This window comes from Paraburkholderia caffeinilytica (assembly GCF_051027425.1).
Lineage (GTDB): Bacteria > Pseudomonadota > Gammaproteobacteria > Burkholderiales > Burkholderiaceae > Paraburkholderia > Paraburkholderia caffeinilytica_A.
Genome location: NZ_CP186552.1, coordinates 1,328,694 through 1,345,647, shown reverse-complemented (window position 1 = coordinate 1,345,647; position 16,954 = coordinate 1,328,694). Strand labels below are relative to the sequence as shown.

Here is a 16,954-nt window from a genome sequence, read left to right as displayed (position 1 = left end):
ACAGACTCCGCTTATTGGGCCAGCGATGCTTCACGAGCCGAAGCGCGTGCCGAGCGCCGGCTGCCGGCGAGCAGAACGGTGTGCAGTTGTGCGCCGAACGCACGAACACGCTCCATTACCGACTTGTTGCGGCGAACCAGGAAGTTGTAGCCCAGCACAGCCGGCACGGCCACGGCAAGACCGATCGCGGTCATGATCAGCGCTTCGCCCACCGGGCCCGCGACCTTGTCGATCGAAGCCTGGCCGGCGATGCCGATTGCCGTCAGGGCGTGATAAATGCCCCACACCGTACCGAACAGACCGACGAACGGCGCAGTCGAGCCGACCGTGCCGAGAAACGCCAGACCGTCCTGCAGTCGATTCGACACGTTGGTGATGGCACGCTCAACTGAGGTATCGATCCACGTGTTGCGATCGACGGCTTCGAGCAGTGCTTCGTCATGATGTTCGCCTGCCTCGATCGCCGTCTCGGCGATGAAGCGGAACGGTGAAGCTTCGTCGAGCAGCTTCGCGCCTTCGACCAGCGACGGCGCGGTCCACAATTGTTCGTCGGCACTCTTTGCACGGCGGTTCGCACGGAACTGCTCGAAGAACTTGGTGATCATGATGTACCAGCTACCCATCGACATGAGCACCAGCAGAATCAGCACGAAGCGGGCGACGAAGTCCCCGTTCTTCCAGAGTGCGCCGAGACCGTACGGGTTATTGACGGTTTCGGACGTGGCCGGCGCCGGCGGCGGTACCGCAACGTCTGCGGCCGGGGCGGCCGTCTGCGGTGCGGCGGTGGCCGGCGCAACTGCGGACGCGGTAGCGTCGCTAGCTTGCGCATGGGCCATTTGCGGTGCCACAAAGGTATCCACCGTGGTTACGGCGAACAACATGGTTGCCGCCAATGCGGCGAGAGTACGCTTCTTCATGCCTGCTCCAAGTTCATTAGTACAACTTCTAAACTAAGACTGATAAATCGCTACCGGTACCGAACAGCCTGTGAATTCAGTTCAAGTTGAACGAGAACGGAACTTGCACACGGACAGCCTGGCCTTGGGAAACGCACGTGAACTGCTTGACCGCGTTGAACGCAGCGCGATCGAGTGAAGAATCGTCCGCCGACTTGGCAACACGTTCATTCGTAATATGGCCCTGCGGATCGACTACGAATTCAATCAGCACATCACCCGTCACGTTGTTTTCCTGCGCTTCCTTCGGGTAGCGAATCGACGAACGGATCTGATCCGAGTTCGGGCACACAACCCCTACTTCGGCACTCACAGGCTTGCTCGGCGCGGGCGGTGCCGGCGGCGCGGGCGCCACTGCGGGTGCCGATACGACCGGTGCGGCCTGATGTGTGATGGTCGGCTGCGGCGGCGTCTGAACCTGCACTTCCGGCGGCGGCACGAACGGCGGCGGGGGCGGTGCAAACTTCGGCGGCGGCAATTGCACGGTGGGCAAAGGCGGTGGAGGCGGCGGCTTTACCGGCTCGATGATTTTCGTTTCAATAGGATGCTGGATGACCTGCACGACCTTGGTGGCAAGCCCATTGATGAGTGCATAGATCAGCACAACGTGCAGAAGAAGAACAACTGCGATACCGCCGAAGCGGCGTACTGGGTTTTGCTGCTTGCGCCCAAACTCACGCGGGCGTCCTGGCCTCTCCATACGGGCCGTTGCTGCCGGGAATTGCCCTTCGACTTTCGTACCCACCTTTACTCCTCCGGCGTGAACCGTCCATTTCTGTAACTGCAGCGCGCTTGCATACGGCAACAACGTTCACTTCAGACAACCGCGTCCATCGACCAGGCTTTTGATTTGTAGTCCAAAATTTATGCTGCTTGGCCCAAACCTGGTGCAATGGCATGGGTACGGCGGTGAGACGCCATGGCGGCACTTCGCAGTAGTTGAACGGCCATCTAAGTAGAACTACTAATAGATTAATTTCGACTCGTTCATTTCCGTCTGGCATAAACAGCTGGAGACAATTTGATCGAAGCGCGCTGCGGCTTCTGAACTTTTTGCGCGATTGTCACCTGCGTTTCATGGGAGGCAACAATAGCAGGACAAAAAATGTACGGTCAAACTTTTTTTGATGGGAGCATACTAAGTTTAGAGAGAACACTCTAACTAATGCCGTATTCGCGTCGCTTTAAAAGAATAAGCGTGTGCCGAGCAGATACGAGCGCGCCTTCCGCGGCTCGCCAATCGGGACGCCGCGGCTGTTGCGGCATTCCGTGACACGCCATGAACTGTGGACGGATCACCCGCGGCACATGGCGCAAAAGCCCGATGGGCGGGCCTTTCGCACCAGTTTCATAGGAACCGGGGCGGATCGCGAACAGGTCGTCTAGTGTGATGATCGAGCGCCGACCAAAGGCCGACGTCGACGGCGAGAAGATAGCAGAAGGAAAACAGCGTTTGAAACTCTTTTTAGCGGTATTTACGACACCTCTAAATACGCATTTCAATTACGCCATTTTAATATTACAAATTCATTCTAAATATTACATAAAGCCGACGCAATCGATAATGCCCAGCTTTGGCATTCCGGGCACCTCGACAACGCGCTCATGGCATTCAGGCGGCAGTTGGATTCGAGTAACGCGGGCGCGTGCGAATCAACAACCCAGCCGATTGGTGTGAAGCGGCGCAAAGTCCGTTGCGTTGCACCGCTTCACCGCCTCAACCGTTGGTTCCTTCGCCCGCGACCGCAGTCGTGTCGTTCTGCGTTCGCGCGAGTACAGAGCGCAGCGCGGCGCCTGTATGGCTGGCGGCGACGCGAGATAGTCCTTCGGGATCCGTAGCAGCGACGATTGTGCCGCCACCCACGCCACCTTCCGGACCGAGATCGATGATCCAGTCGGCCTCGGCAATCACGTCGAGATCGTGCTCGATGACAACCACGCTATGACCGCCATCCGCGAGACGATGCAGCACGCGAATCAGTTTCGCGACGTCCGCCATATGCAGGCCGACAGTCGGTTCGTCCAGCACATACAGCGTGTGCGGTGGCTTCTGACCACGCCGCGTGATGTCGTCGCGCACTTTGCTCAGTTCGGTGACAAGCTTGATACGCTGCGCTTCGCCGCCCGACAATGTAGGCGACGGTTGCCCAAGCGTCAGATAACCGAGCCCAACATCTTTCATCAATTGCAATGGATGCGCGATGTTCGAGATCGGCGCGAAGAACTCGACGGCTTCGTCGATTTCCATGGTCAGCACGTCGCCGATATTCTTGCCGCGCCACGTGACAGCCAGCGTCTCGGGGTTGAAGCGTTGCCCGTGACACACGTCGCACGGCACCTTCACGTCGGGCAGGAAGCTCATGCCGATGGTGCGCACGCCCTGCCCTTCGCAGGCGGGACAACGACCTTCACCGGTATTGAACGAGAAACGCGATGCCGTGTAGCCACGCGCACGCGCTTCGAGCGTGCCGGCGAACAGCTTGCGGATCGCATCCCACACACCAATGTAGGTTGCAGGACATGACCGCGGTGTTTTACCGATCGGGGTCTGATCGACTTCGAGCACCCGGTCGATGGTTTCCCAGCCTGTGATCGCGTCGCACCCTTGCCATGCATGCGTGACGTTCAGCGGTGCGCGCGGCGCCGTACGCGCCAATACACTCGAACGCCGGTTCGCCGCCGGCTGAGTCTCGGCCGCTGCACGCGCACGCCGTGTGGCCGGCGACGACAACACCGAGCGCCCCACCGCATCCAGCAAATTGGCCATCAGCACGTCGCGAGCGAGTGTCGATTTGCCCGAACCGCTCACCCCCGTCACCGCCACCAGCCGTGAAAGCGGAATACCGACGGTGACGTTCTGCAGATTGTGCAGCTTGCCGCCATGCACCGTCAGCCAGTTCTCCGGCACCGCCGCCACACGTTTGGTCGGCGCAACTACTTCGCGGCGCGGCTGCAACGGGTGCACGATCGGATTGGCGAGAAACTGCCCGGTCAGCGAGTCGGGCTGCGCCGACAGATCAGCCACGCTGCCCTGCGCGACCAGCGTGCCACCACGCTTGCCCGCGCCCGGCCCGATATCGATGATGTGATCGGCACGCCGGATCGTGTCCTCGTCATGCTCGACGACGACCAGCGTATTGCCCTTTTCGCCCAGCTTACGCAAGGCATTGAGCAGAATCTGGTTATCACGCGGATGCAAGCCGATGGTCGGCTCGTCGAGCACATAACACACGCCCTGCAGGTTGCTGCCCAGTTGCGCGGCGAGCCGGATGCGCTGCGCTTCGCCGCCCGACAGGCTCGGCGCCGCGCGATCGAGACTCAGATAACCGAGCCCGACTTCCTCCAGAAATTGCAGACGGCTGCCGATTTCGCTGACCACGTCGCGCGCGATTTCCGCATCCCGGCCGCTCATCTCCAGCGTGTCGATCCATGCGCGCGTGTCTGACACCGTCCATTGCGCGACGTCGACAATGGCCTGCTCGCCGAACCTGACCGCGCGTGCGGTTGGGTTCAGACGCGTGCCGGCACAATCCGCACACGGTTCGTCGACGAGGCCCTCCGGTTCCTGCTCCTCGGAAGGCAGACTCTGCTCGCGGCCGCGGTTGTCGTCCACCATCACCGTATCGTCGTATGCCGCGCGTTGTTCGCGGGTCAATGCGAGACCCGTGCCGACGCACGTGGTGCACCAGCCATGCTTGCTGTTGTACGAGAACATGCGCGGGTCGAGTTCGGGATAGCTCGTGCCGCATACCGGACAGGCGCGCTTGGTGGACAGTACCTTTACTGTGCCGAGTTTTGCGGTGGGACGGCCGCCGCTGATCGCGTCGTGCAAACCGTCGAGCGGCGCCAGCAGATGCATGACGCCCTTGCCGATTTCCAGCGTCTGGTCGAGCGCCTGGCGCAGCTCCGCTTCTTTGTCCGGCGATACCACAAGATCGGTCACCGGCAATTCGATGGTGTGCTCGCGGAAGCGATCGAGCTTCGGCCACGGGTCCACCGGCACAAACTCGCCATCCACACGCAGATGTGTATTGCCGCGCGCTTTCGCCCACTTCGCGAGGTCGGTATAGACGCCTTTGCGGTTCACAACCAGTGGCGCGAGGAAACCGACGTGCTGCCCTTTGTGATCGCGCAGCAATTGCGCCGCAATCGATTCGACGCTTTGCGACGTGACCGGCGTACCGTCGTGAATGCAATGTTGCAGACCGAGCTTCACATACAGCAGACGCAGGAAGTGCCACACTTCAGACGTGGTCGCCACGGTACTCTTGCGACCGCCGCGCGACAACCGCTGCTCGATCGCGACGGTAGGCGGAATGCCATATACCGCGTCGACCTCAGGCCGCCCTGCCGGCTGCACGATGGAGCGCGCGTAGGCGTTGAGCGATTCGAGATAACGGCGCTGCCCTTCGTGGAACAGAATGTCGAAGGCCAGCGTGGACTTGCCCGAACCGGATACGCCGGTAATCACGTTGAACTTGCCGTGCGGAATATCCACGTCCAGCGCTTTCAGATTGTGCTCGCGCGCATTGACAATGCGCACCACGTCCTCGCCTTCGATCACTCGCCGCGCACGCGCCGCGGTCAGTGCCTTTTGCAGCGGAATGCCCTGCGATTCCGGTTCGGCCGCCGCGTTCATGGCCCGGTCGTATTGCAGCAATGCCTCGCCAGTGTGCGACTCCGGACACAGCTTGACGTCTTCCGGCGTACCCGCGCATAGCACCCTGCCGCCGCCATCGCCGCCTTCGGGGCCGAGGTCGATCAGCCAGTCGGCCGCACGGATCACGTCGAGATTGTGCTCGATCACGATCAGCGAATGGCCGCTCGCCAGCAGCTTGCCGAACGCCCGCATCAGCTTGGCGATGTCGTCGAAGTGCAGGCCGGTGGTCGGCTCGTCGAACATGAACAGACGCTTGGCGACGGGCTGGTTCGCGCTGCGCGCAGTGCGCGCCTGCGCCGATTCCGCGAGGAAGCCGGCGAGCTTGAGGCGCTGCGCTTCGCCGCCGGATAACGTGGGCACCGGCTGGCCGAGCTTCACGTATTCGAGACCCACGTCGACGATTGGCTGCAACACGCGCAATACTTCGGCATCCTTCGAGAAGTAGGCGGTGGCTTCACTCACCGTCAGTTCCAGCACGTCGGCAATGCTCAAAGCACGCGCCGGCTCGCCACGCTCGATTTTCACTTCGAGCAGTTCTGCGCGATAACGGCGCCCATCGCAATCCGGGCAGCGCAGGTAGACGTCGCTCAGGAACTGCATTTCGATATGCTCGAAGCCCGAGCCGCCGCAGGTCGGGCAGCGCCCGTCGCCGGAGTTGAAGCTGAACATGCCAGGGCCGTAGCCGCGTTGCTGCGCAAGCGGCGCCTTGGCAAAGAGCTTGCGGATTTCGTCGAATGCGCCGACATAGCTGGCCGGATTCGAACGCGCGGTCTTGCCAATTGGAGACTGGTCGACGAACACCACGTCTGTGACCTGATCGGCGCCCGTCAGGCTCCTGAATGCACCGGGCGATTCGGTGGCGAGACCGAAGTGTCGCGCCATGGCCGGATGCAAAACATCCTGCAGCAAGGTGGATTTGCCGGAACCCGACACGCCCGTGACGCAGACGAGCCGCTGCAGCGGAATCTCAACCGTGACATCGCGCAGATTATGTTCGGTCGCGCCTTCGAGCACGATGCGCGGCGTGCTGTCATCCACCGGACGTTGTGACCAGTGCGCCGCGTCCGCCACATGCCGGCGGCCGCCCAGATACTCGCCCGTCAGCGTGCCGGACGAGCGGATCGTCTCCGGCGCGCCGTCGTAAATGATCGAACCACCGCGCTCGCCAGGGCCCGGACCCATGTCGATCAGACGATCCGCCGCGAGCATCACCGAGGGGTCGTGCTCGACCACCACCAGCGTGTTGCCCGCATCACGCAGCCGATGCATCGCCTCGACGATCCGGTTCAGATCGCGCGGATGCAGGCCGATGCTCGGCTCGTCGAGCACGAACAGCGTTTTGGTCAGCGAGGTGCCGAGCGCCGTGGTCAGGTTGATCCGTTGCACCTCGCCGCCCGACAGCGTGCGGCTTTGCCGGTCGAGCGTCAGATACCCGAGCCCGACGTCGCAAAGATATTTGAGGCGCGTACGCACTTCGGCGAGCAGCAGCTTGAGCGCGTCGTCCAGCAATGCGCTCGGCAGGCTGATTTCGTCGAAGAAACGCCGGATGCGCTCGATCGGCATCAGCATCAGATCGTGCACGGTCAGACCCGGCAACGACTCCAGTTGCGCACGCGTCCAGTCGACGCCGCGCGGCATGAAGCGCTTTTCCGGCGCCAGCCCCTCGTCCGCATTCGCTTTACTGCCGAGGCGCCACAACAGCGATTCCGTTTTCAGACGCGCGCCGCCACAGGTCTCGCATGGCGTATAGCTGCGGTACTTCGACAGCAACACGCGGATGTGCATCTTGTACGCTTTCGATTCGAGGTATTCGAAGAAGCGTTTGACGCCGTACCAATGACTTTGCCACTTGCCGTTCCAATCCGGCGAGCCGTTGATGACCCAGTCGCGCTCCGCGTCCGTCAGCTCGCCCCAGGGCGTGCCGCGGCGGATATCCGCCTTCGCCGCATAACGCATCAGGTCGTCCTGGCACTCCTTCCAGGCCGGTGTTTGCATCGGCTTGATCGCGCCGTCGCGCAGCGTCTTGCGCGCGTCGGGAATCACCAGACCGAGGTCGACGCCGATCACGCGGCCGAAACCGCGGCAGACTTCGCACGCGCCGTAAGCCGAGTTGAACGAGAACAGCGCCGGCTGCGGATCCGCATAGCGCAGGTCACTCTCCGGACTGTGCAGGCCGGTGGAAAAGCGCCAGATTTGCGGCTCGGGTTCTTTCGTCTCTGGCGCTTCCGGCGCGGCAGGCAGCACGTAAATGTTGACGCGGCCGCCACCGCGCTTGAGCGACGCCTCGATGGCCTCGACCACGCGTTGCTTGTCGACCGAAGTCAGGCGAAAGCGGTCGGCCACCACATCGAGCAGCTTGCGCTTGCCGGTGGGCGAATCGACTTCGCGCTGCGCCTGCACACGTGTGTAGCCGCTCGCGGAGAGCCATTGCTCCACTTCCTGTTCGGACGCTGTCTCCGGCAACTCGACTGGAAACGTGACGACCAGCCGCGGATCATGCTCCGCGGTGCGCTCGAGCAACTCGGCATAGATCGTTTCGGGCGTGTCGTGACGCACCGGCTGCGCGGTCTTGCGATCGAACAGTTCGGCTGCGCGCGCGTAGAGCAGCTTCAGATGATCGTTGAGTTCCGTCATGGTGCCGACGGTGGAGCGCGAACTGCGCACCGGGTTGGTCTGGTCGATCGCGATGGCGGGCGGCACGCCGTCGACCCGGTCGACTTGCGGCCGGTCCATGCGATCGAGAAACTGCCGGGCGTAGGCGCTGAAGGTTTCGACGTAGCGCCGCTGCCCTTCCGCGTACAACGTGTCGAACACGAGGCTTGATTTGCCGGAACCGGATGGACCGGTAACGACCGTCATTTCGCCGGTTCGTACGTCGAGATCGATGTTCTTCAGGTTGTGCTGGCGCGCGCCGCGAATGCGGATAATTCCGTTAGATGCCAATTTTTCCGACCGTCTGAATGAGTGGAGCACCTCTCACGGACGCCTCGCGACCGCGCAAGTTCGGGACACCCGGCTAGCGGAAGGACACGCCAAAAACCGGGTTGTAGGGGGGATACTATACTGTATATTTATACAGTTTTCCATGACACGGCACGGTTGCGTTCTCGTAGCGCTTTGGGCCAAGCATGGCGGCGCTGAGCGCGCCCCGATCAGCCGCTCGGCAGGCGTTGTGTCATTTCAGGAGGGAGTCGCGGCGGGCGGGGGGGAAATACAAGGTTTTCCTGCGCGCCGCCGCGCCGCGCGCAAGCCGGAACCAGCTGGATCGGGCGGATCTGGCCGTGCCTAGCCGAAGACGCTTTCCACGTTAAACCGGCCCATCGCCGGCACCGCCGGAGCCGAAGCGGCCCGGGTCGTCCCGCTTTCGCCCAGCGCATAAGCCACGCAGCGTTTTGCCAACACCTCGGCCGGGTCGACAAACCGCGCGGCCCGCTCGCCTGGCCGCGCCAGCGTCGAACCGTGCAGCAGCAGCGGCAACTCGGTGCAGCCCAGCACGATGACCTGCACGCCTTGCGCGACCAGGTCGTCTACCGCTGCGGCAACGTCGTCGCAGCACTCGCCGGACCTGTAGCCCGCCTTGGCACCAGCCGGTCCGTAAATCGCGTTCATGAGCCGGATCTGGGCGGGCGCAGCCGGTGTGATCTGCACAAAGCCGCACGCGTCGAGCGCCTTCTCGTAGACCCGGCTCGCAAGCGTGCCCGAGGTGGCCAGCACGCCGACTTCGCGCAGGTCAGGAAAAGTCTCACGAAGATAATCGGCGGTACAGGCCAGCATATTGACGATCGGAATGGTCAACGAAGGCTGAATCCGTTCGACAAACGCATGCGCGGTATTGCACGGAATCGCGATAAGATCGGCGCCGCCTTCTTCGAGCGCCTTACAGCCGGCATAGAGCGCGAGTGTCGGATCGTCGCCTTTACCCAGCAGCGCTTCAGTGCGATCCGGAATCTGCGGATTCTGCTCGACCATCACCTTGATGTGGTCCTGATCGCACGCCGCCGGCGTATTGCGCACCAGTTTCGCCATGAAATCGACCGTTGCCGCCGGGCCGACACCGCCCAGCACGCCTACCTTGAAACGCCGCTCCGGCTGCGAATATTGCGCTGCCGCCACATAGCGCGCGTAGACCAGATTGGTATCGACGAACGGTACCCCCAGTGCGTCGAGCGCGCGCGACACCATGGAGATTTCCGCGAGTCCCGGCAGGATGATCTCCGCACCTTGTGCCATGAGATCCGCGCAAGCCGCGCGCAGCAACTCGACCGGCCGGCCATACAGATGACCGCTTTTGATGCCGCCGTCGCCGTACACGGCGCTCGTGACGCAGTCGATGCCCAGTTCGTTACGCGGATGCAGCACGTCGAACTGCGCGCTGTCGAAATAGCGTTCGAAGAGACCGTTCGCGCGGATCGTGTCGGAAGTCAGCACGCCGATGCGGCGGACCGACGGGAAAGCCTGCCGCACATGCGCCGCGAGTGCCGTCATGATGTTGGCGATCGGCAGCGTCACGTTCGCCGACAGTTCGTCGATGAAGGTGTGACTGAGAAAGCACGGCAAGACGATCGCGTCGACACCGCGCTTCTCGAAGGCGCGAATCGTGTCGAGCACGTGGATCTTGAATGGCGCACTCGCTACGCCTGGCGAAGCCGGTCCCGCCCACGATTGTGGCTCGAGCACGAAATCGAATGGCCTGGCCGCACCGCGCCGGCGCCAGGCCGCGGTCATCCGGCTCAACACGTCGACGCCGGCGAGTGGCGACGCGCCTGTCACAACGCCCAGCGAACGATGACGATACATAGTGGCTTCCCCCCGTCGTTTTTATTTCGCCCTATATTAGGACGCTTTTGAGGCTTCCGGATGTCGTTAATTACGAAATAGCGGGTTTATGCCTGGCTGGGTCCTTACTAAATGTTTGCTTACGGCGACGCCTGCCCGCATTTTGTAATGGGGGATTCGCGTTGCCCCTATTCAGGGCATGGAGATGGGCTGCCGCCATACTGCAGAACGTCCGAACCTAGGCCACTTCGACAATACCGCGCGCCGTGTCGCCGCATTATCACGATTTGATCATTGCGCAGTGTGTGGGGGCCGGTTTTAGTCCGTTGATTCGCCATGAGAGGTGGGGGGTGATGGTTTTTTTTGCCTGCGGCGCTTTGCTTTTTATGGTGTTGGGATTTCCTTGAGATAGGTGCTTTGGCCTTTCCTCGTCTGGTTGCCTGCTCGGCGGTTATTGTTGTTTGCCTACGGCGTTGGGATTTGCTTTGTTTGGTTTGGTTTGGTTTGGTTGTCTGCGCGACGCTTATTTTTTGTGTGCCTGTGGCGTTGGCCTTTCCTTGTTTTCTTATTGGTCTATTAGCGTTCGCCCCTGTGCGGGGCAGGCACCTACTTTTCTTTGCCTGCTGCAAAGAAAAGTAGGCAAAAGAAAGCAGCTCACACCGCTAATTCTTAAGCGGGTCCCCCGCGCAGCCACGGTAGTGGTGCATCTGGAATCGGTGTTCCCGCACACTCCGCGTTCGTGACACAGCAGTCATGCTTCCCGCCTCGCACTACGTGCTCGCCGGAAGGGTCCATCGGGCAAACCCACGGCCTCTTTGAGCACGGTGGGCGCCATCGGCTTCGCCTTGGCGAAATGCCAACGTATCCGGGTCGAGGACCAACGGCATACGAAGTGCACCAAGGCACTCATAACAGCAGGCCACCCTTCGAAATGTCACGGACATCAAGCATGACCAGTGGCTCGGCAAAGTGCCGCAGGCATCGAGTACGGCAAACGACCTGATGGAGTGCCACGGGCATCAACTACGGCATGCGGCTGGTGAGGTGCAGCTACGCATGAAACGGCGGGCGGGGATTTACTGAGGTACCGCATCGGCGCGCGCAGCGCCGCCGGAAGTATGACGGCCTTGTCACGAACGCGGAGTGTGCGAGAACACAGATTCCAGATGCGCCACTACCGCAACTGTGCGGGGACCCCGCTTATAAGCTGGCGGTGTGAGCCGCTTTCTTTGCTTATCTTTCTTTGCGGCGGCAAAGAAAGTAAGTGCCTGCCCCGCACAGGGGCGAACGCTAATAGACCACGAAAAATTCAAGGAAAGGCCAACACCATAAAAACACAGACAACAAGCGCTGCGCGGGCAAACAAATCAAGCAAACCCCAACGCCATAGGCACACAACAATAAGCGTCGCGCAGACAACCAGATCAAACAAAGACCAATACCGCAGGCACGCAGACAAACAATCGCCGCACAGGCAAAAAAACCACCCCTTACCCTTCCCCCCGATACCCCACAAGCACCTTATGCGCAACCATATCCACAGCAGGCTTGATCAACCCATTCTTGTCGGTCCACACCTTGGGCGTCAACGCCCCACTAAGCGCAACGCTATCTGCGTCACTCAGAGCAAGCAGCGCAGTCTGCACCTCATCATCAAACGCAATCACGTTGACGAAAATCGTATCGCCATCATTGGTGGCCGCCCGTACCTTGCAGGTCACAAAGCGCTTGCCATTCTGCCCCGTGCGAATCTGCGCCTCGCCGTACAAGCGCCCGCCCACCAGTCCATCGATCATCGGTCCCGCTCCTGTTATTCCATACCGTGCAAAAAGCAATATCGCCCAGCACGGCCCGTATGATCCCACGATACGCAGCGCGGCTTACACGAAAGCACAAACCGCTCGCGCATTACTCACCAATCGCCCTCAATCCACACCGCACGCCAGACTCCTCGCTAACCGCAATTGCCGCGATAACTGCAATTGCCACAATTGCTCAAGCCACCATCGCAACACGCACCCTATGCGATGCGTCACGCACCTGCGCCAGATTCACACGTTCACCGCGAACCCGTCCGCGCCCCAGCCGCCTCGAAAATATCGCGCAACCACTGCGCAAACACCCGCACACGCGACGACAACTGGCGATTCTGCGGATAGAGCACCGAAACCGGCATCGGCGGCGGCGGGAAGTCCGCGAGAATGATCTTCAGCCGACCCGACGCCAGTTCACTCGCCACCCGGTATTGCGGCACCTGCACGATGCCGAGCCCAGCCACCGCCGAACCTGTATAGAGATCGGCGCCGGTCACGGATACCGCCGACGGCAGATATATCGCAGTCTCGCGGCCGTCGACGCTGAATTCGAGCGGCACCGGCTTGCCGGTCGCGCTGGACAGGTAATTAACCGCCCGATGCGTGGACAAGGCCGCCGGATCGGCCGGCTCACCATATGCCTCCAGATAGGCCGGACTCGCCACCGTCACTTGCGGCAGTTGCGCGACGCGACGTCCCACCATCGACGAATCCTGCAGATTGCCCGCCCGCAATACGCAATCGATCCCCTCTCGCACCAGATCGACCAGCCGGTCATCCTCGCCGATCGTCAGTTCGATGTCCGGAAACCGCGCGAGAAACGCCGGCAACGCCGGCACGACGAAGTGACGAGCCAGGGTGCCCTGCAGATTCACGCGCAATAAACCTTTCGGCGCGATGTTGGAAAACGACCCCTCCGCTTCCTCCATATCGGCAATCAGCCGCACGCAGCGACGGTAATACGCTTCGCCGTCGTGCGTGAGCCGGACCGTGCGCGTGGTGCGCTCGAGAAGCCGCGCACCGAGCCGCTTCTCCATGCGTTTCATCAGATTGGTGACGGTGGCGCGCGGAATCTGCAGGTCATCCGAAGCGCGCGTGAAGCTTTGCCGCTCGGCGATCCGTATGAACACCCGCATTTCCTCGAAGCGATCCATGGTTGCGGCCTTTACGGCAATCTGCCGGCTAATTGTTGAAGCAAATGGAATGATGATGGCAAGTCTAGCCCGATTATCTCGGCGACGAAAGCGACCATGATTCATTTCACCCACTCACCACACAGAAGGAAACGAATCATGAACACGATCAGGAACGCTCGAGTCGCTATCGTCACCGGCGCATCCCGCGGCATCGGCGCAGCGGTTGCGCGCCGCCTCGCCAAGGACGGCTTCGCACTCGCCGTCAACTACGCGTCGAGCTCGGCGGAAGCCGATGCGCTCGTCGCGGAACTCACAGCGGCAGGCACCCAGGCCATCGCGGTGAAGGCCGACGTTTCGAAAGCCGACGACGTGCGTCGCATGTTCGAGATCACCGAACAGCAACTCGGCAAAGTGGACGTGCTGGTCAACAACGCCGGCGTGCTCAAGACAGTGCCGCTCGCCGACACCAGCGACGCGCTCTACGACCAGACCTTCGGCATCAACGTGCGCGGCACCTTCAACACCCTGCGCGAAGCGGCCGCACGAATGAACGACGGCGGACGCATCGTCAACTTCTCGAGCACGACGCTGGCGCTGAACATGCCGGGCTACGCAATCTACAACGGCACCAAGGCCGCCGTCGAAGCCTTCACGCACGTGTTCGCCAAGGAGCTGCGCGGCCGCAACATCACCGTCAACGCGGTGGCGCCGGGACCGATCGCGACCTCGCTGTTCCTCGACGGCAAGACCGAAGAACAGATCCAGACCTTCGCGAAGATGCCGCCGCTGCAACGCCTCGGACAACCGGACGACATCGCCTCGGTGGTCTCCTTCCTCGCCGGTCCCGATGCAGGCTGGGTCAATGGCCAGATCCTGCGCGCCAACGGCGGCGTGGCTTAAGCCAGTTAATCCAGCTTGAAAGCACGTAAAGAGCCTTTCTCATAGCACTTACGAACGTCGCATCACTTTCACGAATCGGAGAAGAAAAATGCAGAAGAACGTCATCCTGGTGACGGGCGCGGGTACGGGCATCGGCAAGCTCAGCGCGCAATCGTTGGCCGAAGCCGGTCATATCGTCTACGCGACGATGCGCGATATCGAAGGACGCAACAAGCCGCGCGCCGACGAAATACGCACGCTCGCCAAAGCGAAGGACATCCCGTTGTATCCGCTCGAACTCGACGTGTTGTCGCAAGCATCCGCCGATGCAGCCGCCTCGACGATCGTCCGCGAGCAAGGACGCCTCGACGTGGTGATGCAGAACGCGGGTCATCTTGTGGTCGGCCCGAGCGAGGCATTCACGCCCGAAGAAATGGTGAAGGTGTTCGACACCAACCTGTTCGGCGCTCAACGTGTGAACCGTGCAGTCCTGCCGTATCTGCGCCGGCAGGAAGCCGGCTTGATGTTGTGGATCAGCAGCACGACGACCAAGGGCGGCTTTCCTCCCTTCCTCGGCCCATACGGAGCTGCAAAGGCCGCGATGGATTCTTTGGCCGTCACCCTCGCCTACGAAATTGCGCGCTTCGGTATCGAAACCTCGATCGTGGTGCCGGGCGCCTTCACGCGCGGCACCGCACACTTTCCGAGCGCCGGCAAACCTGCCGATGCCGGGCGCGCCGCCGCGTATGCACGCTATGACGGTGTGATGGATCAGATCGGCGAGCGTCTGTCCGAACTCACACCGGACGACGCCGATCCGCAAGCCGTGGCCGATGAAATCGTGCGGATCGTCGCGCTGCCTTCGGGTAAGCGGCCGATGCGCTCGGTGATCGACTTCGTCGGCGACGGTGCGCGTGAAGTGCTCGAAGTCTCGGAGCGCGTGCGCATCGAATTTGCCAGGCGGATCGGCATGGGCGACCTGCTCGAAGCGAAGATCAAGCGTTGAGCATGGCAACGAAGGACGTCAAAGGTGATAGCCGAGCCTTGACGTCCCATCGTTCTTTTACTGCTTTGAACACACGCGCTCATGAAACCCTCAATCCTCATTGCTTGCGCCGCGATGTTGCCGTTTCTGATCGCGGCATGCGATGGGCAACCGCAGCCTCCGGGCTCATCCGTCACCACACGGAGCACGGAAATGAAACCCTCAGTGACTTACCTTCATTTGCTAAAGCACACGCCCTTTTTCACGAGTCTGACGACCGAACAATTGCGTTGGGTGATCGGCCATTCGCATGAATGGGAAGCGCAAACCGGGACCGTGGTCGCACAATGCGGCGACGGCGTAAACGGCGTCGCACGCGACCAGGGCATGTGGATTCTTTTAGACGGCGGCTGGCAAATCGAATACGACCATCATACGTATCCGGCGGGCCATGCGAGTGCGGGAAAATGGTTTAGCGCAGCGGTGACCGATCGGCCTTGCAGCCTCGTCACCACCGACCATAGCTATGTCATGAAGATCGAACGCGCCGACTTCGACGCAATGCTAGAACAGGGTTTCGCATTCGACTCACATCTCGATGCGGGCCGCCGCTACTACCGCGACCTGTTCGCCGCTCCAGCCGAACTCGTCAAATAGCAGTCGGGCCGGAGCGGGTTGTTACGCTGCGCAAACGCCAAACCCGCGCGCTTAAACCGCCTTCGGATTACGCTCCGCAAATCCTTCCTGATGCCAGTACGGATACGCGGGACGCACAGCGCTGGCAGCGTCGAGTTTCGCGACCTGCTCGGCTGTCAGATTCCAGCCCACTGCACCGAGGTTCTGCCGCAACTGCTCCTCGTTACGCGCACCGATCAGCACGGTCGATACGGTAGGCCGCTGCAGCAGCCAGTTCAGCGCGATTTGCGGCACCGTCTTGCCGGTTTCGGCCGCGACCTCGTCGATTGCATCGAGCACGCGGAACAGATACTCGTCCGGCACCGGCGGCCCCATGTCGGCGGTTTTATGCAGACGGCTCGTTTCAGGCAGCGGCTGACCGCGCTTGATCTTGCCGGTGAGACGCCCCCAGCCGAGCGGACTCCACACCACCGCACCCACGCCTTGATCGACGCCGAGCGGCATCAACTCCCACTCGTAATCGCGACCGATCAGCGAATAGTAAGTCTGATTCGCGACGTAGCGCGGATAGCCGTAACGATCCGCGGTATCCTGCGATTTCATCAGATGCCAGCCCGAGAAATTCGACACGCCCGTGTAGCGGATCTTGCCGGCGCGCACGAGATCGTCGAGCGTCGACATGACTTCGGCGATTGGCGTCTTCGCGTCGAAGCCGTGCAACTGGAACAGGTCGATATAGTCGGTTTGCAGGCGCTTGAGCGCCGCGTCCACCGCCTGAATCAGATGAAAGCGCGACGAGCCGACATTGTTCGGACCGTCGTCGAAACGGAAAGTCGCCTTGGTTGAAATGATCGCCTTGTCGCGCTTGCCTTTGAGCGCTTCACCGAGCACCGACTCGGAAGCGCCGCTCGAATAGATGTCCGCGCTGTCGAACATCGTGACGCCCGCATCGAAGCAGATGTCGAGCAGGCGACGTGCTTCGGCGACGTCGGTGGCGCCCCATGCCTGGAAAAATTCGCCCTTGCCGCCGAATGTGCCCGTGCCGAAACTCAGTACCGGCACCTTGAAACCGGATGCACCCAGATGTCTGTATTCCATTGATGATTCTCCGT

The 16,954-nt window shown here is 61.4% G+C and carries 10 protein-coding genes; 3 read left to right on the top strand and 7 right to left on the bottom strand.

All coding sequences use genetic code 11. The features are described 5' to 3' along the window. Positions 1-11: 11 nt before the first annotated feature. The 6 genes from ACOSV0_RS05945 to ACOSV0_RS05920 form a co-directional block, all read right to left on the bottom strand. A complete protein-coding gene (locus ACOSV0_RS05945; RefSeq protein WP_434109326.1) occupies positions 12-917 on the bottom strand; it encodes a MotA/TolQ/ExbB proton channel family protein in 906 nt (301 codons plus the stop codon). A 76-nt stretch (positions 918-993) separates the two neighbouring features. Next, complete coding sequence (locus ACOSV0_RS05940) at positions 994-1,656, bottom strand: energy transducer TonB (protein WP_434110177.1); 663 nt, start codon at positions 1,654-1,656, stop codon at positions 994-996. Between the two features lie 1,017 nt (positions 1,657-2,673). Continuing rightward, positions 2,674-8,559, bottom strand: a complete 5,886-nt coding sequence (gene uvrA, locus ACOSV0_RS05935) for an excinuclease ABC subunit UvrA (protein ID WP_434109325.1) — start codon at positions 8,557-8,559, stop codon at positions 2,674-2,676. A gap of 342 nt (positions 8,560-8,901) precedes the next feature. Continuing rightward, on the bottom strand, positions 8,902-10,413 hold the full coding sequence (locus ACOSV0_RS05930; RefSeq protein ID WP_434109324.1) for an aspartate/glutamate racemase family protein: 1,512 nt from the start codon (positions 10,411-10,413) through the stop codon (positions 8,902-8,904). A 1,469-nt stretch (positions 10,414-11,882) separates the two neighbouring features. Further along, positions 11,883-12,188 carry a single-stranded DNA-binding protein gene (locus ACOSV0_RS05925; protein WP_408220842.1) on the bottom strand — a complete coding sequence of 102 codons (306 nt, stop codon included), beginning with the start codon at positions 12,186-12,188 and terminating at the stop codon, positions 11,883-11,885. A gap of 263 nt (positions 12,189-12,451) precedes the next feature. Continuing rightward, positions 12,452-13,360: a LysR substrate-binding domain-containing protein gene (locus ACOSV0_RS05920; protein WP_434109323.1), complete on the bottom strand. Its 909-nt coding sequence runs from the start codon at positions 13,358-13,360 to the stop codon at positions 12,452-12,454. A gap of 138 nt (positions 13,361-13,498) precedes the next feature. On the opposite strand from ACOSV0_RS05920, the gene ACOSV0_RS05915 reads away from it, so the two are divergent. The 3 genes from ACOSV0_RS05915 (at position 13,499) to ACOSV0_RS05905 (ending at position 15,863) form a co-directional block, all read left to right on the top strand. After that, positions 13,499-14,242, top strand: a complete 744-nt coding sequence (locus ACOSV0_RS05915; protein WP_434109322.1) for an SDR family oxidoreductase — start codon at positions 13,499-13,501, stop codon at positions 14,240-14,242. A gap of 88 nt (positions 14,243-14,330) precedes the next feature. Then, positions 14,331-15,227, top strand: a complete 897-nt coding sequence (locus tag ACOSV0_RS05910) for an SDR family NAD(P)-dependent oxidoreductase (RefSeq protein ID WP_434109321.1) — start codon at positions 14,331-14,333, stop codon at positions 15,225-15,227. A 192-nt stretch (positions 15,228-15,419) separates the two neighbouring features. Continuing rightward, positions 15,420-15,863 (top strand): hypothetical protein, encoded by a 444-nt coding sequence (locus ACOSV0_RS05905; RefSeq protein WP_434109319.1) that lies wholly within the window; start codon positions 15,420-15,422, stop codon positions 15,861-15,863. Between the two features lie 51 nt (positions 15,864-15,914). Here the strand turns inward: ACOSV0_RS05905 and ACOSV0_RS05900 are convergent, their stop codons facing one another. Further along, on the bottom strand, positions 15,915-16,940 hold the full coding sequence (locus tag ACOSV0_RS05900; RefSeq protein WP_434109317.1) for an aldo/keto reductase: 1,026 nt from the start codon (positions 16,938-16,940) through the stop codon (positions 15,915-15,917). Positions 16,941-16,954 lie beyond the last annotated feature (14 nt).